A 20,371-nucleotide genomic window follows, 5' to 3' on the forward strand; every position below is an offset into this window, starting at 1 on the left:
TAGGGTGGATCAATCAGTTAATTATCTATTAGGGACACTTTGGCTAAATTTTCTGCTCGGACAGGCTCTTGATCCGGATTATACTGGAGTACCTGACCCACCATAAACTCGGTCGTATCAATACATTCAGATACTATCCGGTCGCGTACCTTTTTAAATTCTATTTGACTGCCTTCGTCTTCTAAAATGCAGATCGCCCTCTCTATTGCGCTTTGCTGGTCTTTTTCACTTTCGCTGAAGTTGAAGACGATACCATACCTGCTTTCTTCATCGTCTGTATAGCCTCTGCCATCGTTGTCCATAAATATCGAGGGAGTGCCCAAAACCGCTGCCTCTGAAGCCATAGTAGCACTCTCTCCGAATAAAAGACTGCTGTAATAGATAGCATCGTGCATCTTGTCAAACGGGATGGAGATGCGGTGCTGTTCCAAATCTTCGGGGAGTTGGCTTTCGGAAGTAATGAATACCCGCGCCAGTTTCGACAGTGCATGCACCGCTTTTCGCTTATTGGCGAGCGACATGCCCGTGTGGTCAAAGTCATGGGCGGCTGCCCAGGAAACGAAGCGCACAATCACATACTTTTCTCCTTCCTTTACCCGTAGCAGCTTCAGTATTTCCGGGTTTGGTCTGTAGTAGGCAGGGTGGAGGTAGGCCAGTTCCATATACCCTTTGAATCGCACCTGTTTCTCACCTAAGTTGGTACGATAGCAGGCAGGGGTGAACACTTTGGTGGCAAAAGGAACAGTCAGTTTATGGTGCATAACGGCATGCTCTGTGTCGCTGAATACAAGCGACGGCTTGCCCAGCAAAGCGGCCACTTGAGAAGGATATGGATGAAGGAAATTTAGAAAAAGGTCTGGCTTGAAGGATGACGCAATCTGCAACAGTTTGTAATCGGCATACAGCAGGTATAAGAATTTACCTATCTTGCCATTCTTGCCTTTTCCTCTACTAATGTATGATATCTGGTACAGGTTCAACAGTCTCTGCGCCATCTCTTTGTCCCGCGAAACGAAGAGAACTGTGTGGCCTTTTGCTTCCATTATCTTCGAAAAATTTCTGAAGTAATGCACATGTGCAGGGTGGTTGATGTCGATAAGTATCTTCATAGCAGGAAAGATTTATTTAAAAGGACTGGGTGGGCGATACAGTGCTAGCGCTTGCATCTTCGGTAATTGGAGCAACTGTTTCATAAACTGCCGCATTAGGTATCGGTACATGTTTTCTATAGATACTGATCACCTTATGGGCGATAGTGTCGGCGTCGAGCCCCAGTTGCTCTATTCGTTGCCAACCAGCAGTTCTTTTTTTAGTTTGGGCAAAATCCAATGCAAGGCGGATTTTTTCTGCGAAGTCTTCCACTTCGAAGGTGGCCAGGTAACAACCCTCAGTGTTACCCATTACCCACTTAATGTCGCCCACATTAGTGGCTACGATGGGACAGTTGCAGGCCATTGCCTCTTTGATCACATTGGGAGATCCCTCCATGAATGAAGGGACTACCAGCACGTCTGCCGAATTCAGGTATTTAGGTATAGCTTCATGTGGAATAGGGTAGGGATTGATAAGCTGCACATCCGGCAGATTGAGATGTGCTACTGCCTGCTGAGCCAAAGGGTAGTTTTTCCCGACTCTTTCCTGGCTTCCCAGAAACAAAACCAATTTTTTTGAAGGGTCCAGACCCAGCTCTTCATGATAGCCGGCTGGGTTTGGTGTAAAGGTGGTAATGTCTATGCCATTCGGTACGATGTAAGACTTGTGTTTCTGGTATACATACTTTCCCAGGTTAGGCGACTTGGAAATAATAGCTTTGACAAAAGGCTGTATCAGAACGGAGGAAAGGATGAAGAACCTGCTGCTAAACCTGATTTTGTTTACGCCAACATAGTCCCCCTGTGCGTCATCTCCCATGAGTGAGAGTATAACTGGCGTGCTACCTGCACCTATTATGGCAGTCCATCCGGAAAGGGAGAAGTGGGCATGTATGAGATCATAGTTATGAGACTGTAAGTGTAGGCGCAACCGTCCGCCAGCCTTCAGGTAGCCGCGCAGGCCTTTGCCTTTGATCGGAAAGTACGCTACATCTATACCTGCTTTTTGCAATGACTCACCTTGGGCCTTTATAAATGGCGCGATGTCAAAGCTTTTAGAATTGCCGCTGCACACAAAAAGTACTTTCATAAAGTTGTAAAGTTGTAAGGAAGGATATTGTGGTATCTGCCCAGCACTGGGTTAAGTAAAAGGTATATCAGGTGTTTGGGAATCTACTTGTAAAGTATTTAGGCATTCAGCTCAAGAAGTTTTTCCTGATGCACTGCTTCTTCTTCGGATTCCATCGCTTCCTCCGCTGGCCGGTAATATTTTACTGCTGAGAGGAGCAGCATTAAAAGTGGAGCATAGGTAAAGGTGCCAATAAAACGTCCTGGTATGAGTACCATGACAAACATGGCCAATAGGGGATAGTATGCTTTCCGATTTTCAGGTGTGATCCTGCCATTCCCGAGAAGGAAGTAATGTACAAAGAACAGCGTGAATAGCAGGAGCCCAAAAAAGCCCGTGCTGTAGAAGATCATGTTGATATCGCTATGTATAGGACGATCTCTCCCGAAGTACCTAATTCCAAAGCTAAACGTATCCCATAGTTTTACACCAAATAAAAGCTCTAACGGATCCTGCTTTTTTTCATGGTAGTCTATGATGAAAAGAGTCTCCAGATATCTGCCTTCTTCTTCGTAGGTTTCTAGATCCTGTATCCTTTCACGCCTTTCTAATTGCGCTGCGAGTCTAGCTTCGTAAAGCGGGTAACTGAAAATGAGTGCGGCGACCAGACAGAACACAAGAATCACCATTTTGAAGATCAACTGCCTGTTCAGGAGCATGTAGACAAAGAGTGCTCCTATAATCATTCCAAGGGAAGTCCGCCGGGTGATCACGATCAGAAGCGCAATATTGAACAGTATCAGACCTATATCAAAGATCTTGATCATGGCTCCCCTGTTTTTATTGGTGAATATGTAATGCACCCCAAGGAAGATAAGGATAGGAGCAATGTACATACGTGAGGTAGCTAAAAAGCCCGTGGTAAAAGACTCGGTATAGGACCGACCGATATTGAATATATTTGCATAAATAATGTAAAGCGGGATTAGGATAAGCAGGTAACGGTTATACTTTTCGAACTCCTGCAGAAAGTTTCTGTTCTCAGCAATCTTACGCCCAATTGGGATCATGAGTAGGGCTGTAAGAATAGCCAATGTCGTTTTGGCAGAGAGAATGATATCTCCCGGAATATAAAACATCAATAAACCAAGGTAAACGATGAGTACCAGAAAGATACTGTCAGATTTACGAAGTCCCCCATTTGCAAACAGGTATACAAGAATGAGTGAAAGCGGAATTATATAGCGGATGGCGGCAAAAATCTGATCGTCTTTGTAGAAGCCATCAAACATATCAAACAGCAGAAAAAACACCACCAGCCCAATGGGAAATAGCTTTTGATTTATCAAAAAGACTAGTATCAGCAATATTCCCAGCGCAATCAGTATCATAATCAAATAGAAAAATAGCGGGGGCTGAAAAATCGGATTGTGACTAGTTTCTTGTATAGAAGTAAAACTCTTACAGCAAACTGAGGGGTTCTGTTTAAACAGAATAACCTGACAAACCGTTGATTAAAGTAACTGTCATTAAGCCTTCTGGCAAAATTCAACTGGCGTTCGATTGTCTTACTCTTGATCTTTTGTCCGGCCCAGGCATGGCGCAAGCCGTTTTCTACAGCCTTGTATGCGATGAACCTGTTTAAGTAAATGTCGTTGTCATGGTAGAGGTCAGACCAAGACTCTTTACAGGAATCAGGCTTTGCGATTCTATTGTAGGCACCACTCATCATCATATTATAAGTTGCCATTATCTTATGCGTATAGGCCACAGGGTAGTGCATGGCTACTTTACACCACATAAATGAATCTTCACCGCTGACCATCCCGACAGGAAACATACCTGTGACAGCGATAACCTCTTTTTTGATAATCGTGGCAGAAGTCCAGGAAATCATATTATCCAGTGTCAGAGTAGTTCTGAAGTAATCACGGACAATCCCATCAGGAATGTTGGGACTTTCAATCATGATTCTATCCCCTTTTACAGCTCTGTAAGCGCAGTTATACATGCCGCATTTCGGATAGCGCTCAATCATTTTGCTCATCTCCTCCAGATAATTGCTGTCCCAGGCGTCATCTGCATCTAAAAAGGCGATGTAATCATAAGTTGCTCTTTCTATGCCATAATTACGGGCATGTGATACACCTCCGTTTTCTTTGCTGTATACCTTGATCCTGCTATCGGTAAATGATTGAACAATGTGCAGGCTCTGATCCGTTGACCCATCATCCACTACAATGACTTCATAGGCAGTAAAAGTCTGGGCAAGCACAGTTTGCAGCGTTTCGGCAACACTAGCTTCTTTGTTATAGAGAGGTATGATGATACTAAACATTCTGCTTGATAGAAGTGACAATGTGATTTAATACAGAATTGTATTTGTCTATCTGATTAACCGGCAGTAAGCTTGTGTTGGTAAACTGGCTTGCTTCTGCGGCTATTCTATTAAGGGTATAAATTGCTTTGAGGAGCACTGGTTCTGTATCGACACGCTGAGCTAGAAATCGGAGAAAGTCCTGATCCTTCTGTATAGAGACAGTCCAGCTTTCATTGTTCCTAACAGCCTCCGCAAAATTGTAAAAATGAATGTAATCCGTTACAAAGCTACCGTTGGGGTTGTACATGGACCAGTCAATAATCCTGATCTCCTGATCAACCAGTATCATGTTTTCGATATGCAGGTCACCATGTGCGCTGGTAATAGGCAGCTTCAAAGAGCGCAACAGTTCATGGCACTCTTCGGCCAGGCGTAGGTCGAGGCCATGCCGCTCTAACTTTTGCAATTCCCTGTAGTTGTAGGTGATATGCGCTTGTTGCTGCTGGTATTTCAATGCACCCTCCAACTTATTAGCTACAAATTGCTCTACTTGCTTCAGTTTATACTCAGGAACAGGTATACCTTTTATCATGGCAAGACTAAGCGGGTAGGATCTTACCTGTATGACCTTGTCGGACCAGAAACTTGTTTGTTGAGCTCTTTGGTTACCAATTAGCTCGACGCTCTTGATGGCTCCCCCCAAAGGGGTAAAAAGCTTATAAGTAGTATCTCTCCAGTGAAAAATATAAGAGTAACATCTTAAAATCCGTGATATAGAATTTAATGTGAATGGCATACGGCGAAGGTTTAATTCAGGAAAACTCGTCATGAATTCGTACCAGTTCCTGCAGGTTCGCTGGATGTACGATAATGAGTAGAATTCCCAATCCAACGAGTCTTTTACTTCCTCGTTCTGTTTGTTAAAATTTGTCATCTATTAAGTGTTAAGGGTGTTGCAGGTACTTGCTTGTACACTGTCCAGGTAGGGAGTGCTTCTGAATGTACTACACCCAGTTGGGCTGGTATACTGCTTAACTGCAGCACTTTAGCGATGGCAAGCCGATGTATACCCCCACCGCCAAATATTGTCTGGTTTTTTCTTCCTATATGGATGAAGATTCCTCCTTCTTCATTGTAGCAGCTTGGGTTTAGCTCTCGCTGCGTGTTTAGCCTGCCTGTTTCTTTAACCTTTTCAAGTAGATCATCCAACTGCTCGTATCTGGCTATTATGTCTTCAAGGGAATTGCACTTGTCTACTGGCCTGTTCCGGTGCAGGATTAAGTTGAGCATGAACTCATAGATGCCCGTTTCTTCCCATGTCTTATTCAATTTCCACCGTTCAATGCACGCATTAAACTTAAAGCGTGAGTCAATTGCCGTCAGATTCTCCTGCTGGTCCCAGTCTCCCCCAATCACACGTCCAGAGTCTCTATGCTTCCAGGCAAATGAATATTGGTCAACCTGCATCGGGTCAACAAAGATCAACTCAGCATACATGGGAGCGTTTGCACCATATCTAATTTTATTGTAAACACTTCTTATGTATTTCTTCGCCATGCCAAAGGAGATTAGGACATATTATGGATTAGTACTTCTTGATTAGCCTAATGCCTTGTTTTAAATCGTTTAAAAAGAATAGTAAATAAACTAGCCCGCCTATGATACCTGCTACCAGAAGTTCCAGCAGTACAGCCATACCTACCAGCGTGATCAGGTAGATGATAGCCAGCATAACGATCGCAGCCAGAGTAGGATCTTTGAGCGCATGCAATACTTCCCTGTCGGTAATGTGTATGTACTTCTTCATAAAGTAGTGAAAGGCTATGCGGGAGGTAGTATAATGTATGCACACCGCATATGCCACACCCTCTATCCCAAAGTATTTCTGTCCGAAATAGATAAGCGGGAAGGCGATCACAAAAGTGTTGATCGTGTTCAGGTAAAAACTCACTGAAGGCTTTCCAATTCCTTTGAGGACCTCGGCAGGCGTTCCGGAAATGGCAAAGATCATGGCAGCTACGGATAAAATTCGTAGCGGTGCCGCTGCTTCTAGCCATTTAGCGCCAAAGAAAAACAGGATAATCTCTTCAGCCAGGCCAATAAATAAGACTGATATCGGGAACGTAATAATTGCCGTCATCCGCATAGTCTGCAGGTAGTACATTTTGATCTTTTCCGGGTCGTCCTGCAGTTTGCTATAAACAGGGAAAAAAACCTTGTTAAATATGGAGTAGAGTTGAGACTTCAGTGTTAAGCTCAACATAAATGCCAAGGTATAGATACCAAGCAAATGGGAGCTAACCAATTTACCAATGATCAGGTAGTCCAGATTCTTGCGGAGAAAATGCAGGATATTGTTTAACTGCGTGTAGATACTATACCCAGCCATTTCTATCAATACATCTTTGCTAAATACCAACTTAGGTGTCCAGCCTACCTTCACCCAGTACGAAACCAGGATTACGCCTGATCCAGCTATATATTTTGTAACCAGACTCCAAACCCCGAAACCCGACAAAGCCATGATAACTGCAGCCACTGAACTGATAGCCGTACCCAGGAAAGTGATCGTTACCAGGGATTTAAAGTTCAGTTTTCGGGTAAGTATAACCCGGGGTATGATCGAAGAGATATTGAAGAACAGGTAGATGCTCAATGCATTTAGGATAGGCACCAAGCGTGGCTCTTCGTAGAAGTCGGCTCCCGCTTGTGATATAAAAAGGAAGAAGCAGAGCACCAATATAAGCGAAACGATGAGCAGGAACCACAACGCACTCGAATAGCGAATTTCTGTTAGTTCGTCCTCTTTTTTCTGAATAAGAGCATTGTAAAGGCCCATATCTGAAACCACTTCCAATATGCCAACCACCAGCATTGCCATCCCTACAATACCATACGCTTCCGGAACTAGCAGCCTGGCCAGAATAAGCATAACCAAAAAGTCAGTGCTCTTGGTGGCAACTACACTAATCGTGTTCCACTTCAAACCTGATAATACCTTACGCCTCATGCCAGCAATTGCCATAGTCTAATTGAAATGCGCTGTTAACAGATTGTCGTATACCTTGCGACTTTTATAGATTTCAGAAATTATAGCATCGGTTGCTTCGCTTATTGAGATGCTGGAGGTATCAATGCCAATGTATTGCCCTGCAGAAACCAGATCAGCCACTTGCCTGAATTTGTCTATATCGACCTGGCTTCTTTCCAAGGTGTTCTCCTCAGGCTTTCTCTTAACAAGTACCTCCGGGGATGCATATAAAAAAAACACAAGGTCAGGTGTAGGCAGGATTGATCGGTAAAGTAAGCTCTTGCCATAGGCTTTGTCCATGAGGTAGGCTCCAGGAAGTCTATCAATTAGAACAATGCTATACCTGGACCTTAGTTTAACTGGCACTTGGCGTAGCAAGAGTTCGGCCGGCAGCACGATAAATGACTTCAGAAAACTGAATGCCTTGTCGAGTACTTTTGGACGGAGTCGTTGGTTATAAAGTGATTTTACCCAAGGCGAGGTCCAACCATTTTCTCCCATACCGAGGTATAGCTTGTTTGTCTTGAGGTTTAACTTTTGCTCCACTTCCTCTATCAAAGTAGATTTGCCCGCACCATCAGTTCCTAAAAAAAGCACTTTCATGCCATAGCCAAACCTTCTGAATTTGCTGTCCCTTATCATTCTGGAGTGCTGGTGAATAAAATAGGGTTGCAATAATGCTTTGAGCTGTTCTATGTTTCCGGGAAACTCATGACTGAGCCATTTAAGTATGCCTGCTAATGTTTCGCTGTGTTGCTCTGGCACTTCGGCATGGTATAAGCTGATATACTGGTTCAGGTATAATTGGTGCTTCACCTCTAGTTTGCCCCTTTCCTTATAAGCCAGGTGTGCTGCATAAAGCAGGATCGCATCAATACCGCTTGGTCTGAACACTCCTTTCGTGTTAAGAACAGCCGCTGGCAGTGCTTGATTAGTGCCAGAGTAGGTATAGCATAGTTCAGTGCCTTCTGCAAAGGCTAAGCTGTACTTCACATCCAGGTATAGGTCGGATTGTGGAGTATAGTAAAAGTGATGGTTGGTATGGTAACTTGGCTCTTTTCTTTTGAACCATCCTAATGAGCGTAACTTATTCTCAAATTCAATTTTACACTCAGGAGCGACGAATAGATCGATATCCCCAGACTGAAACTCAGACTCAAAATCTGTAAGCAGAAAATAGCTGATGCTCTCTTCGTGCAGTGTATGGAATAAGGTTTTTATACTTGAGTTCATTGTTTGTCTGACAGATATGCGAGATAAAAACCGTGCTAAGAGGGTAATTTGGTGATACTGGATTTTTCGAGATCTGCGTACATGACATACCCAAGAGATGGCAGGGCAACCCGTACTGTGTTGTTCTTGATTGCGACCACTGTACCCTCTCTATCCTGCAGGAAACCTCTGGCTACTTTTACAGCATCATTGATGGCTACCTCTACCTTTTCCAGTTGCACATTGCTGTGCTCGTTAAGGAAAGTTCTGATGGCTTCTATTTCTTCATCCTTTATCACAGCTGGTTTTCCAAGCCAGTGCACCAGGTTAATTACCCCATCTACCTCTTTCACTTCCCGGATATTTTTATCGGAAACATGCACAAATACATAAGACGTGAACAGAGGTTCGTATAGCAATTTCTTTCTATCGCTCCACTGACGAATGACCTTTTTCAGAGGACAGTAGCTCTGGATTTTTTTCAAATTCAGGGATTCTGATACCTTTTTTTCCCAACGTGGCTTTGTATAAACTGCGTACCATCTTTCTTCCATCACATCCTCGTTTTAGGTAAAATTTTGAATTAGGATATGGCTTCGCCCACCTCAGTCCCATTTGTGGTACCGGGGAATTTTTAAGCCGTAATGTAATATGCAAGAGAAGTGCCCCTGTAAGTATATGCTTTTCTTATTACCAACATCTGGAGACCAAACGATGGTTAATTACCAGATACGGCGTCAGGCCTTTGTGCTTATAGTTCGTGTCCGGTATACCTTGTCACTGTATCTGCTTTCGTAACCGTAACCATAGCCATAGCCATATTGGCCCTTAACAAAGCCCCTGGCCTTCACCCCGTTAAACACAATGGCCACATTGTGCATCGTGCTCAACTTGTTGTTTTGGGCTAGTCGCTGTACCAGGCTTTTTGGGGTATAAGCATGTCGCATAACAAGCAGCGTGATATCGCAGTATTGTGAGAGTAAGTAAGCGTCTGAAACCAGATCAACAGGAGGGGTATCGATTATTACATAATCGAAGGCCTCCTCCAGGTAAGAGAAGAAAATTTCTAGTTTTCCGTTCAACAAATGCTCTGTATGATCGCCAATGTCTATACCTGCAGGCACGATACTTAGGTTGTCAATCGTGGTGCTTTTGATTATGTCATTAGGTTTTAGGTTACCGATCAGGTATTCTATAATGCCTGGGTGCTTGTAGGTATCAAAAAGAGCTGAAGTTGTAGGATTTCTTAAGTCAAAGTCCAGTAGCGCTACCCTCTTGCCGGAAGAGGCAAGACTAGAAGCCAGGTTTGTACTAACAAAGCTTTTTCCCTCGCCTGGTATGCTGGATGTGACCATTATTTTTTTCTTGGTAAAAGTTCGCCCGTAAAGCCCCATTGTAACCCGTAGCTGTCTAAACTGCTCTATATCAGCTGCTTCAGAAGGCTCTACGAACATCCCATTTTTCTGCTGCTTCACGCTGGATAGTTCAGCTACAATCGGTACATTAGTGTAGGCCTCAATCTCTGATCTGAATAAAAGTTTGCTATTGAGAATCTCTCTGCGGGATACAATCGCGATGCCGATGATCAGTGACAAAACGAAAGCTGACAGATAAGCTAGCAGCGGCCTTGGACTGATGGGGCCTCTGGATGATTGGGCAAGGTCCACTATTCGGATGTCCTCAGATGTAGGAGCAGAAGAGAGCACTGTTTCTTCCCGCTTCTGTAGCAAAAAACTGTAGGCGTTATTCTTAATAAGCTGCTGACGACTGATTTCAAGCAGTTCTCTTTCTTGGTCTGGTATTGTCTGCAGGATGGAATTATAACCGTTGTTAGTAGAAACCAGTTTTGACCTGCTTGTAACTAAGTTATCCCGTTGGTTGCGCAGGTTTTCCAGTATACCTGGCCTCAGGTTGGCTATTTCCTCCCTTACCGTGATCAACATCGGGTTGTTTTCGGCAGTGGTTCTGCTTAATTGCAGGTATTGTGTCTCTGCTAAGTGCAGCTTTTGAAGCAGCTGTGACAGCACAGGGTCGTTCACGCCAAGCGTAGACGGTACTACACCGGATATGCCTTCTTTGGAGATCACGTATTTTTCGATCTTGTCGAGTACTGCTAACTGGATATTGATCTCGGAAATCCTTTTGTCGTTCTCGCCCACACTTTGTAGAAACAGCCTGCCTTGTTCAGTCAGGTCAATCGCTCCTTTGGATGATCTATACTTTACAATGCTGTTTTCAAGTTCTTCCAGTTCACCTTCTATCAGTCGTATTCTGTTTTCGACAAATTCCAGGGTTTGTGACGCGAGCTTGTTGCGGTCAATCGTAATGGACTTCTGGTAGGCGTGAATCAGGGAGTTCAGAATGTCTTCCCCTCTTTCCGGCACCTCGTCCTCGATATAGAGGGTTATCACACTCGACATTTTGCCGGGCGTTTCGATAATTACAGTGCTTAGCAGTTTGCTTACTTCTTTTTTGGGGCTTGTAATCGAAAAGTACAATGGTGAGCTTGCGATGTCATTTTTATTCTCATTTTTAGAGAAAAGCATTTCACCGTATGGTGTTTTAACCCACTTGTTCAGTGGATAGTCTGCATTTTCGATGTTCACCAACTGCTTGTCGTAGTCAAAGGAGAAGTACACGGCAGGCTGTTCGGCCACCTCATAGGGAGATTTGAGTGTAATGCTTATAGGTGATGTGTTGTAGGCAGATGTAGATTTGAATTTACCTTCTTCATATACAGAGGCATAGAGTTTAAGATCCATAACGATCTCGTGCATCAGGGCATGAGAGCTTAGAACGTTAATCTCGTTTTCTACAGTCTTATTGGTATTAAATGCATCAATCGACTCTGTCATTTTGGAGTCATTCACGCCCTTCTTTTCATCTTTTACAATAATAGATGCAGAAATTGCATAAGCAGGCACGGCGTAGTAGCGCAGGTATGCCCACGCTCCTAAGGAGCATATAGCAAAGAGTATCACAAAAAGAGGCCAGAAAGGCAGGAACTTAAAAACGAGGGCAGCGCCCAGATTATCTTCTGTATTAGACCTTTTATTCTCCATAAACTAGAATTGCAAATTACCTCGTTAAGCGATCTATACTCACTACTACAAAAGTCAGCGAACTCAGTATAAGCGGAAGCCACTGCCTGGTAGCACTCGCGCTGGCTATTTTGGCCCTGTTGGGCTCTACATAGACAATGTCGTTTGAACGGAGATAATAGTAGGGAGATTTGAAGATTTCATCTGTCGTGAGGTCAAGCCTCACTAGTTTTTTAACACCTGCTTCTTCTCTGATCAACAGCACATTATGACGGCTCGCGAATATAGTAAGGTCACCGGCTAGCCCAAGTGCCTCTAAAAGTGTCAGTTTTTCGTTTGGAACCGTAAGCACCGAAGGACGAGACACCTCTCCCAACACCGAAACCTTATAGTTCAGGTACCTAACATCTACAATAGGGTCCTTCAGTAGTTTCCGGGTGTCTATTTCTCTTCTAATACCTTCTTGAAACTCCTTCTTGGTTAATCCAGCGGCTTTAACTCTACCCAAGAATGGGAACTGAATATATCCCTCCGGGTCTACCAGGTAGCCTGGCGATTGTGCTATCGTATTGGTTGCGCTAGAAGCTCTAAAGTTATTCTCAGAAGAGGCATTGAATATTTCTGTTGCAGTAGGATTGAGGCTGCTCACCGTGATACTGAGTAAGTCATGAGGTTGTAGGATCGGCTCCAGGCTCTCTGCTTTACTTATAATTTCAGATGTGGAAACGTTATCGAAATATACTGCGTGGTTGGTTCGGGCACAGGAAGGTAAAAAAATACAGCATACCAAGATAAAAACTAATGCTTTTACTTTATAGAGCTTCATAAGGGTTTGTGGGAAAAGAGTGGTATTTATATACTCATGTAATAAAATTGCGTTAGGTTTTTAGTTTTAATTAAAATAGTTAAATTAAATAGTGTTCAATTACAATACGAAAACGATTTCACTGAGTTGCTTACTTGTTAGATTTGGTGAAAAAAATGTTTTTAAGGGTTAACCACCTTATTTTAGGGGTAACTATCCAGGAGTAAGCAATATATTACTAGTGTAATAGAATGTCTTATTATATTAATTTTAATTGTTTTAATTATAATTAATATAAAATGTATTACGAGTAGTATTAAGAAAAAGCTATTTTAATTGCTTAATTTTAGTGAAATTCTTTAATGGAATTTCAAGCCTTACATAGGAGTATCCATGAGTTATTAGAAAAAATGACGTGTGTTAGTTGGCTGTAGCTTGAAGCTATGAATGAACTCAGATTTGAAATGTTAGTGCCAAGTGTAAAAGTACTATTTAAGTAGGCATCCGTATAAGCTACTTTCTTTCCATATAAACTACAACCAAGCGAGGAATATATACTGTGTTTTGTCGGTAACCTCGCGTCTTACTAGTAACTACTTTAATAACAAACGTCCCATACCTGATGAAGCTGCTTTTCCGCCCTCCCGCTCCACAACCCCATTCACCAACACACACCTAAACCCAGTAGCCTCCTGATGCGGATTCTCATAAGTGGCATTCTCCCGCACTTCTTCTGGCTTAAACAGTAGCAGATCGGCTTTATACCCTTGCTTCACCAAGCCGCGGTCATGCAAACCAATTGTTGCGGCAGACAAACCCGTCATTTTATGGATAGCTTCTTCAAATGAGAGCAGTTGCTTCTGTACCACATAAGTCTCCAGTACTCTGGCAAAGGTTCCGAAGCTTCTGGGGTGGCGCATCGAAGGGCTGCCGTCTGAGCAAATCATCACATGCTTATCCTTTAAAAATGTTTCCTGCAGGGATTCGTCCATGATAAAGTAAGCACCATCGGCTCCGTAGGGACCAATATCCTCCATCAAAGCTAACTCGAAAGGTTTGTTTAATTCTTCCGCTATCTGCTTGAGAGTTTTACCTTTGTAAGGACCGGAACCAATCAGTGTCGCTTCCGGGCCATTGCGCAGTATGATCTTGTTACGCAGGAAGGTGGCCAGTTCCTGACGGCGGGTCTTCAGCGCTTCCTGGTAGTCATAAGGCTTTTTGGCCCAGTCCGGGAAAAGAATGGCAATGCCGGTATAGCTGGCGGTATAGGGGTAAAAATCAGCGGTTACCTGGATGCCTTTTTGTCTTGCAGAATCCAGCAACTGCATTATGCGGTTAGCACGCGCTTCGCCTTTGCCATACACTACTTTAATATGTGAAACATGCACCGGACAGTACTTGCCCTGCTCCAGAAGTTCTCTGATCGATGCTTCGACGTAAGCGTCGTCTTCATTGCGCATGTGACTCATGCTGATGCCTCCTTTTTTTCCTACAATCTCAGCCAGCCTGTTTAACTCATCGTGCTGGGCATAGTAACCCGGATTATACTCCAGACCAGTCGTCAGGCCGAAACAGCCGGCATCGAGCGCATCGGTGAGGAGTTGTTCCATTTTAGCCATACCTTGCGCCGAGGGGATGGAATCGTAGGCTATACCTGACAGCATACGGAGCGTGTTGTGACCGGCGAACATGGCTACGTTTACTCCGAGCTCCATGCTGTCCACTTCCTGCATCCACTCTTTCAGGTCTTCACGTTCCGGGCTAAAACCGTCCTGTCCCAGGCAAATCGTAGTAACCCCCATCGACAAGAAGTTAGAGAAATCAGGAGTCTCGAGCGGATCGCCGTGGGCGTGGGTGTCAATAAAACCGGGTGTCAGGTATAGGCCGGAGGCATTGATGGTGCGGTTTGCAGTATAGGTGTTGGTAGTATCGATATCAATCAGTGCAATGGAGTCGCCGTTGATCAGGACATGCGCAGCAAAAGCAGCCTTACCAGTACCGTCCACTACCATAGCATTGCTTATCAGCAGCTCGTATCTTGTTTGCTCAGTAGCAACCTGCTGACAGGAGGCGAATACAAATAAAGCAATAACGAACCTGGCAAAAAGGGCGGTGCAACGGTACATCTTTTCCATCCTGAAAGATAATTTATTAGCATTAAAAAGCAATGATTTCTTGATTGTGGTTGCACCCAATGCCCACGCAAAGTTCACAGGATAAAATATTTTTTCACGTCCTATAAAATTTATTAACAAAAGATGAATAAGGTTTATTGACCTATATATCAATATGTTATGTGTGTTTTATGCGTATGGTATCCTTCCAAATTAGAGGTGTTTTACTAAGCAAGAGCTCGAGATTTTATTGTACTGGCACGCAACTTGTAAATACCCTGTCAACAGAGTTTAATGTTTCTAACAAAACAGAAAGAGTTATGAAAAAGATAAGCTATATCATGAGCCTGGCACTGATGGCATCAGTAGCTTTTGGCGGATCGGCTGAGGCGCAGGAAAAAAGAACTGGCTGGAGCCCTCAGGCGAAAGGTGCAGTGATCGGTGCCGGTACAGGTGCCGCCGCAGGTGCCATTATACATAAGCGTAACCGCGTAGTGGGTGGTGTAGTAGGTGGTGTAGCTGGTGGCGCCGTAGGTTACGGTGTAGGCAAGGTTATCGACAACAAGCAGAAGCGCGAGGCGGAAGAGGCCCGCATGGCGGCTGCCGAGAGAGCGGCCGCAGCCCAGCGTGTAGCAGCTGCAGAACGGGCAGCGGTTAACAGAGCAACGGTTGCCAAGAGCACTCCGGCTCCGGCTAACAGAACTCCTGTTCCGCAGTCAAGTTTGGTAGCAGCCACTCCGGCTGAGACAGCAGCAGCCAACTCATTGGCGATGATGTATGCTTCCGAAGAGGGGCCAACTCCTCAGGTAGTTTATGCCAACTTCCTGCCTAACCTGGACTATGGTGACCGCAGTAAGCCTTACTCTACTTCTGAGGTTCGCAGAAAGAGTTGGTAACACATTTACCCTTTACCTTCTCCCGGCCAGGTGCCGGGAGAAGGTATAAACCCTCCGACGCGGTTTTCACGTATGGCGTCGAGGTTCACTCACCTAAATATTAGAAATCATGAAAAACATACTTTACACCTTTTTTGCCTTGTTCTTTCTGGCTTCCTGTGCGAAGTCGGAGGGAGGCGAGTCAGTGGATGTGCGAGAACTGAACCAGGAGTTTATTAGTGCCTGGAACGCACGGGACTCTGATAAAGTGATCTCAATGATGGCCGAAGATGTGCAGTTTCTGCAGGGCGAGGTTATCTACCGGGGCAAATCTGAAGTGTCGGATAAGTGGGTGCGCGAAACCATGGGCACCATTGCCGACCTGAAAACCTACCCGGTAAGTTCGGGTACGGATACGCAGATTGCCTACGAAGCCGGAACATTTTCGGTAGACGTACTGCCAGCTAGCCCTGGTGAGCCCCGCGGACTTGGCGAGGGCAACTTTATGCTGCTCTGGAAAAAAGTAGAAGACGGCAACTGGAAGTTAAGCTACGCACAGCTGGAAGGACACCCGGTTATGGCCCGAAATTAAAACGAGAAAAACATAGTAAACAAAAAAGCGGCTGGTCCTGTGGGATCAGCCGCTTTTTTTATAGGTATAGCCGAGTTCTAATGGAAGAAAAGGTAAGCGATAAAGATGGCCGCAAGTATGCCAGCTAAGTCGGCGATCAGGCCGCATGTGAGGGCATAGCGGCTGCGTTTGATGCCAACGGAACCAAAGTATACAGCCAGAATGTAAAAAGTCGTTTCGGTTGAGCCCTGGAACACGGAAGCCATGCGCCCCACAAATGAGTCGGCGCCGTAGGTGGTCATGGCTTCCACCATCAAACCACGGGCACCGCTTCCGCTCAACGGTTTCATGAAAGCAACAGGCAGGGCAGGTACAAAATCAGTATTCACTCCCGTCAGGGCAATCAGATAACCTATACTGTCCACGATCATATCCAGGGCGCCCGATGTACGGAACACGCCAATCGCCACAAGGATCGCTACCAGATAAGGTATAATAGTGATCGCAACTGAAAAGCCCTCTTTAGCACCCTCAATAAAAGCCTCGTACACGTTCACCTTCCGGAAAAGCGCCAGCCCCACAAACGAAATTATGATCGAGAACAGAATCACATTACTCGCTACCTGCGATATCACACTCACTTGCTCCTGAGAGATCGTGCTGAAGTAATAAATTAGCCCCATAATTAGCAGCAACAGCGTACCGATGTAGGCCAGGATAACAGGATTGAATAAGTTGATGCGCTGATAGATGGCCACCGCGATTAGGCCTACCGTGGTGGAGAAAAAGGTGGCCAGTAGGATAGGTATAAAGATATCGGAAGGATCAGCGGCGCCCAGTTGCGCCCGGAACACCATGATGCTGATCGGTATAATCGTGAGACCGGATGTGTTGAGTACCAGGAACATGATTTGTGGGTTGGAAGCCCTGTCTTTAATCGGGTTGAGCTCCTGCATCTCTTTCATGGCCTTCAAACCTAGCGGTGTGGCGGCATTGTCGAGGCCCAGCATGTTGGCCGAGAAGTTCATCAGGATAGAGCCGAACACGGGGTGATTTTTCGGGATCTCGGGGAAAAGGCGATTAAAAAACGGCCCTACCAGTCTGGCGAAAATGGCGATGATGCCGCCCCGTTCACCTACTTTCATCAACCCCAGCCAAAGCGTCATCACGCCGGTCAGGCCGAGCGAAATCTCGAAGCCAAGCTTGGCGTTGTCGAAGGTACTGGTGACAAGTTTCTGGAAAATCTCCACATCGCGGAACACGATGAGCTGGAACAAAGCAATGGCGAAGGCGATCAGGAAGAAGCCCGCCCAAAGATAATTTAATACCATGAAGTGAAGGTTGGTCTGGAATCAGTCTGTAAGATACAAACTGATTCGAAAACCGGGCAGAGTTTAATTGACAAATTTATCCGAAGGCAGACTTAGTGCACCAGACCATGATACAGCACTGGCCGCTCGCCTTGCAGATTGTAGACAAAACCGTTCAGGATGGCATACCTTGCCTCGCCATGGCCGTCTTTCAGGATAAAGTTAGCCGGTTCGTCGAGCATCAGCTGGTGATTCACGAAGCTGGCTATACCTGTTACATTGAGCGGGAGCGAAGTAGGGTCGGGGAGCACGCCGGGCAGGTGGCGCACCCGGATGGTGGTGTAGCCCTGCCGGAGCAGATTAGCCGCAAACTCTACGGTCAGCTCGTCCAGGCTTTCGATGGGCTGTTCGTATACCTGGCCGGGCACCAGCGTGAGGCCCGTGGCGTCCAGTTCTTCGTAGCCATGGAACACACTCATGTCGCCAATTTCCTCTACCGCATTGCTGTGGTAAAAGCCGAGGTGATTGGGGGCGTCCACTTCCAGTCGGTTAATGCCGATATCGAGCAAAGTATCGCGGCCGTTTTCGGTATTGCGGACGTGCCGCAGCACCAAGTCGTAAAGATGGCGCTGGTTTTCAGGTATACGGTTGTAGCCTTCTAACCCGAATGCTTTGTAGGCATCCTCCGCGATCAGGTATAGCCCCGATAAGATGGCCGTAAAATTGAGCTGTCGGATTTGCTGCTTTTCCGGGTCACCGTGCTGGCCACCCGATTCCACCAGAATCACGCTGGTACCCCATTTCTGGATATTGTCGCCAAAGGCCCGGGGCTCATGCTCGTCATTGAACTTGGCCACCTGCCCAGGTATAAACTGCTGCAGTACGTGGTCCATACCGGCGATGGTGCGCATGGCTCTTTCGCGTATAGAGTTGATGTTACGGTCGTAGTCGTAGGCCGGGGCCAGAAAAGAAATCGTGGCCGGTTGCGGCGTATAGCCGGCGGTATAGTAGCGGCTTTGGTCGTGCAGGTTAAAACCGAAAGCTGGCTCCAACTGGTCGCGCAGCTGTTTCAGCAGCACCGATTCCGGACTTTGCAGCCGAAGAGCATCGCGGTTCATGTCTATACCTAAGGCGTTGCGACGGTTATACAGCTCGGCCCCATCCGGGTTGAGCATCGGCACGATGTAAAGGGTCAGGTGCTCGAGTAGGTGCTTACGTACCTGGTCCAGTTCGTCCGTCTGGCTGAAAAAGTGCAGCAGGTCGAACAAGGCCATGGTGGCGGTAGGTTCGTCGCCGTGCATCTGCGACCAAAGCAGGACCCGGGTTTTGCCAGTGCCCGCCTTGATGAGGTAGATCGATCGGTTCTGCACCGAATGGCCGGCCACCTGCACCTCGAACAGAGACTTTTCCTGCAACTGTTCGATCAAAGGTATAATATCGCGGTGCCGGAAGCGCCTGTGCTTCAGGGCGGGTTCCTTATACCTGTTGTGACTGTTATAAAGCTGTTGGCCCAGCAGCTGTAGAGTGGCTGGCAGGTTCTTGTTTGATGGTATCGTATTCATAAAGAAAATTTGAATGCTCTCTAAAAAAAGCGCCTCCCGCTCCAGGGCTATACCTGAAAGGGGAGGCGCTGCCCTATGGGGCTATACCTGTTGATAACTTAGTTAGTTGGCCATGCATTCCAAGGAATGCGAGCCAGGATTAGGATCAGGGCAATGGTATAGAAAATAGCGATGCTGCTGAAACGCTTTTTGTCATTCTGCAGGCGCTTGGAGCGGGCATAACCCACCGTGATCAGCACCACGGCGATGATCATGGTCAAGGGGTGCTCCAAAATGTACAGTCTGGAAGTAGAGTCCTTCATGAAACCCTCTGTCGCATTACTAATTCCCAGGGGCGATACAAAGTATAGGATCACGCCGATCACCCACTGCAGGTGTGCTGGTATAAGACCCAACAGGCCTCTTTTTCTATCCTTATCTGTGAACGTCTTGTTGCCAGACATGCCCATAAAGGCGAAGATAATGCTGATGATCAGACCTAGCAGTACTAGATAGGTCATAAAAGAGTGCAAATGCTGTATTCCTGTATACATTTCGGAGAAAGTGTTTAGTGTCGGCTGTAAATATAGGAATTTAATTATAAATTCAGATAGGCAGTTCCTATTTCAGAGCGCCCTTTAGCAGGCAAAAGAAAACCCCGCACACACGAAATGCACGGGGTTTCCGGGTAAGGTATAGCCGCGATTACTGGCCTTTGCCCATCTTTTTATTTGCAGGCACAGTCCACAGGTAGATGGTAGAACCGTCGATAACCTGCGTTTCCTCCGGCTCCCAATCGCCCATGTCGAAAGCATGGGACACGATGCGGGTGCCTGGCTTCAGCTGCTCGAGCAGCACCGGTCGAAGCTTCATGTTCACGTTTGGCAGCAGGTATAGCGTCACGACGGAGGCCGGCTTGTAATCTACTTTAAACAAGTCCTGCTCTACAAACTTCACTTTGTTTGTGACGCCGGCCTCACGCGCATTTTCATTGGCTTCTGTGATGCGCTCCGGGTTTATGTCGAATCCTGTACCGGTGGCACCATGCTCCTTCGCAGCCGTGATCACGATACGGCCGTCACCGCAGCCCAGGTCATATACCACATCATCCTTCGACACCTTCGCCAGTTTCAGCATAGCGTCCACCACCTTCTGTGGAGTAGGCACGTAAGGCACATCCAGTTTAGGAGCCGTGGCCGTGGTCTGAGCGAATGCCGCCGTAGCGAAAAGTGTCAGCACGAGCGTGCAAAGCGAATGTCTGATTGCTCTCATCTTGTTTTCATTAAGTTAGTGATTCATTAAGAAAAATATCAGGTATAAGGTGAGCGGTTTTGATTGGTTCGAAGCGCATAGGCTGTATTTACGTGCAGCCGATCGCAGTAGTTCTTGAT

General features: G+C 45.9%; 18 protein-coding genes. 2 read left to right on the top strand and 16 right to left on the bottom strand.

Translation table 11 applies throughout. The features are described from left to right. Nucleotides 1-17: 17 nt before the first annotated feature. The 12 genes from L1278_RS09930 to L1278_RS09985 all read right to left on the bottom strand — a co-directional run bounded on the left by L1278_RS09930 (nt 18) and on the right by L1278_RS09985 (nt 14,704). The gene (locus L1278_RS09930) at nt 18-1,109 is read right to left on the bottom strand and encodes a DUF354 domain-containing protein (RefSeq protein ID WP_253403409.1); all 1,092 of its coding nucleotides are present in this window, start codon (nt 1,107-1,109) and stop codon (nt 18-20) included. A 16-nt stretch (nt 1,110-1,125) separates the two neighbouring features. After that, a complete protein-coding gene (locus tag L1278_RS09935; protein WP_253403411.1) occupies nt 1,126-2,181 on the bottom strand; it encodes a glycosyltransferase family 4 protein in 1,056 nt (351 codons plus the stop codon). A 98-nt stretch (nt 2,182-2,279) separates the two neighbouring features. Beyond that, a complete protein-coding gene (locus tag L1278_RS09940; protein ID WP_253403413.1) occupies nt 2,280-3,551 on the bottom strand; it encodes a hypothetical protein in 1,272 nt (423 codons plus the stop codon). A gap of 2 nt (nt 3,552-3,553) precedes the next feature. Then, nucleotides 3,554-4,498 (bottom strand): glycosyltransferase family A protein, encoded by a 945-nt coding sequence (locus tag L1278_RS09945; RefSeq protein ID WP_253403415.1) that lies wholly within the window; start codon nt 4,496-4,498, stop codon nt 3,554-3,556. Beyond that, nucleotides 4,491-5,276, bottom strand: coding sequence for a phosphotransferase (locus tag L1278_RS09950; protein ID WP_253403417.1), 786 nt, complete (start codon nt 5,274-5,276; stop codon nt 4,491-4,493). Before L1278_RS09950 ends, L1278_RS09945 begins: the two co-directional genes overlap by 8 nt. A gap of 134 nt (nt 5,277-5,410) precedes the next feature. After that, complete coding sequence (locus L1278_RS09955; RefSeq protein ID WP_253403419.1) at nt 5,411-6,037, bottom strand: hypothetical protein; 627 nt, start codon at nt 6,035-6,037, stop codon at nt 5,411-5,413. Nucleotides 6,038-6,065: 28 nt separating this feature from the next. Beyond that, entirely contained in the window at nt 6,066-7,505 is a 1,440-nt protein-coding gene (locus L1278_RS09960) for a lipopolysaccharide biosynthesis protein (RefSeq protein ID WP_253403421.1), read from the bottom strand. A 3-nt stretch (nt 7,506-7,508) separates the two neighbouring features. After that, nucleotides 7,509-8,744, bottom strand: a complete 1,236-nt coding sequence (locus L1278_RS09965) for a hypothetical protein (protein WP_253403424.1) — start codon at nt 8,742-8,744, stop codon at nt 7,509-7,511. 35 nt (nt 8,745-8,779) lie between these two features. Further along, nucleotides 8,780-9,277: a transcription termination/antitermination protein NusG gene (locus L1278_RS09970; RefSeq protein WP_256488601.1), complete on the bottom strand. Its 498-nt coding sequence runs from the start codon at nt 9,275-9,277 to the stop codon at nt 8,780-8,782. A 183-nt stretch (nt 9,278-9,460) separates the two neighbouring features. Then, nucleotides 9,461-11,785 (bottom strand): polysaccharide biosynthesis tyrosine autokinase, encoded by a 2,325-nt coding sequence (locus tag L1278_RS09975; RefSeq protein WP_253403428.1) that lies wholly within the window; start codon nt 11,783-11,785, stop codon nt 9,461-9,463. Nucleotides 11,786-11,801: 16 nt separating this feature from the next. Then, nucleotides 11,802-12,590 (bottom strand): polysaccharide biosynthesis/export family protein, encoded by a 789-nt coding sequence (locus L1278_RS09980; RefSeq protein ID WP_253403430.1) that lies wholly within the window; start codon nt 12,588-12,590, stop codon nt 11,802-11,804. 572 nt (nt 12,591-13,162) lie between these two features. Continuing rightward, nucleotides 13,163-14,704: an amidohydrolase family protein gene (locus L1278_RS09985; RefSeq protein WP_253403432.1), complete on the bottom strand. Its 1,542-nt coding sequence runs from the start codon at nt 14,702-14,704 to the stop codon at nt 13,163-13,165. Nucleotides 14,705-15,003: 299 nt separating this feature from the next. Between L1278_RS09985 and L1278_RS09990 the strand changes: the two genes are divergently transcribed. Next, complete coding sequence (locus L1278_RS09990) at nt 15,004-15,579, top strand: hypothetical protein (RefSeq protein ID WP_253403434.1); 576 nt, start codon at nt 15,004-15,006, stop codon at nt 15,577-15,579. 109 nt (nt 15,580-15,688) lie between these two features. Then, complete coding sequence (locus L1278_RS09995) at nt 15,689-16,150, top strand: DUF4440 domain-containing protein (RefSeq protein ID WP_253403436.1); 462 nt, start codon at nt 15,689-15,691, stop codon at nt 16,148-16,150. A gap of 77 nt (nt 16,151-16,227) precedes the next feature. On the opposite strand, the gene L1278_RS10000 is transcribed toward L1278_RS09995, so the two are convergent. The 4 genes from L1278_RS10000 to L1278_RS10015 form a co-directional block, all read right to left on the bottom strand. Beyond that, a complete protein-coding gene (locus L1278_RS10000) occupies nt 16,228-17,460 on the bottom strand; it encodes a nucleoside recognition domain-containing protein (RefSeq protein WP_253403438.1) in 1,233 nt (410 codons plus the stop codon). Nucleotides 17,461-17,552: 92 nt separating this feature from the next. Continuing rightward, nucleotides 17,553-19,001: a M14 family zinc carboxypeptidase gene (locus L1278_RS10005; protein WP_253403440.1), complete on the bottom strand. Its 1,449-nt coding sequence runs from the start codon at nt 18,999-19,001 to the stop codon at nt 17,553-17,555. A 98-nt stretch (nt 19,002-19,099) separates the two neighbouring features. Next, a complete protein-coding gene (locus L1278_RS10010) occupies nt 19,100-19,501 on the bottom strand; it encodes a hypothetical protein (protein ID WP_253403442.1) in 402 nt (133 codons plus the stop codon). Nucleotides 19,502-19,685: 184 nt separating this feature from the next. Continuing rightward, nucleotides 19,686-20,252, bottom strand: coding sequence for a cyclopropane-fatty-acyl-phospholipid synthase family protein (locus tag L1278_RS10015; protein ID WP_253403444.1), 567 nt, complete (start codon nt 20,250-20,252; stop codon nt 19,686-19,688). Nucleotides 20,253-20,371: the final 119 nt, after the last annotated feature.

The organism is Pontibacter sp. HSC-36F09, assembly GCF_024171605.1.
In the GTDB taxonomy this organism is placed as follows: Bacteria; Bacteroidota; Bacteroidia; order Cytophagales; family Hymenobacteraceae; genus Pontibacter.

Bases quoted from the DNA above. Each gene is read 5' to 3' on its own strand.
- L1278_RS09955 (WP_253403419.1), bottom strand. From the start codon at position 6,037: ATGGCGAAGAAATACATAAGAAGTGTTTACAATAAAATTAGATATGGT.
- L1278_RS10000 (WP_253403438.1), bottom strand. From the start codon at position 17,460: ATGGTATTAAATTATCTTTGGGCGGGCTTCTTCCTGATCGCCTTCGCC.
- L1278_RS10010 (WP_253403442.1), bottom strand. From the start codon at position 19,501: ATGACCTATCTAGTACTGCTAGGTCTGATCATCAGCATTATCTTCGCC.
- L1278_RS09965 (WP_253403424.1), bottom strand. From the start codon at position 8,744: ATGAACTCAAGTATAAAAACCTTATTCCATACACTGCACGAAGAGAGC.
- L1278_RS09945 (WP_253403415.1), bottom strand. From the start codon at position 4,498: ATGTTTAGTATCATCATACCTCTCTATAACAAAGAAGCTAGTGTTGCC.
- L1278_RS09990 (WP_253403434.1), top strand. From the start codon at position 15,004: ATGAAAAAGATAAGCTATATCATGAGCCTGGCACTGATGGCATCAGTA.
- L1278_RS09935 (WP_253403411.1), bottom strand. From the start codon at position 2,181: ATGAAAGTACTTTTTGTGTGCAGCGGCAATTCTAAAAGCTTTGACATC.
- L1278_RS10015 (WP_253403444.1), bottom strand. From the start codon at position 20,252: ATGAGAGCAATCAGACATTCGCTTTGCACGCTCGTGCTGACACTTTTC.
- L1278_RS09980 (WP_253403430.1), bottom strand. From the start codon at position 12,590: ATGAAGCTCTATAAAGTAAAAGCATTAGTTTTTATCTTGGTATGCTGT.
- L1278_RS09995 (WP_253403436.1), top strand. From the start codon at position 15,689: ATGAAAAACATACTTTACACCTTTTTTGCCTTGTTCTTTCTGGCTTCC.
- L1278_RS09940 (WP_253403413.1), bottom strand. From the start codon at position 3,551: ATGATACTGATTGCGCTGGGAATATTGCTGATACTAGTCTTTTTGATA.
- L1278_RS09950 (WP_253403417.1), bottom strand. From the start codon at position 5,276: ATGCCATTCACATTAAATTCTATATCACGGATTTTAAGATGTTACTCT.
- L1278_RS09930 (WP_253403409.1), bottom strand. From the start codon at position 1,109: ATGAAGATACTTATCGACATCAACCACCCTGCACATGTGCATTACTTC.
- L1278_RS09975 (WP_253403428.1), bottom strand. From the start codon at position 11,785: ATGGAGAATAAAAGGTCTAATACAGAAGATAATCTGGGCGCTGCCCTC.
- L1278_RS09960 (WP_253403421.1), bottom strand. From the start codon at position 7,505: ATGGCAATTGCTGGCATGAGGCGTAAGGTATTATCAGGTTTGAAGTGG.
- L1278_RS10005 (WP_253403440.1), bottom strand. From the start codon at position 19,001: ATGAATACGATACCATCAAACAAGAACCTGCCAGCCACTCTACAGCTG.
- L1278_RS09970 (WP_256488601.1), bottom strand. From the start codon at position 9,277: ATGGAAGAAAGATGGTACGCAGTTTATACAAAGCCACGTTGGGAAAAA.
- L1278_RS09985 (WP_253403432.1), bottom strand. From the start codon at position 14,704: ATGGAAAAGATGTACCGTTGCACCGCCCTTTTTGCCAGGTTCGTTATT.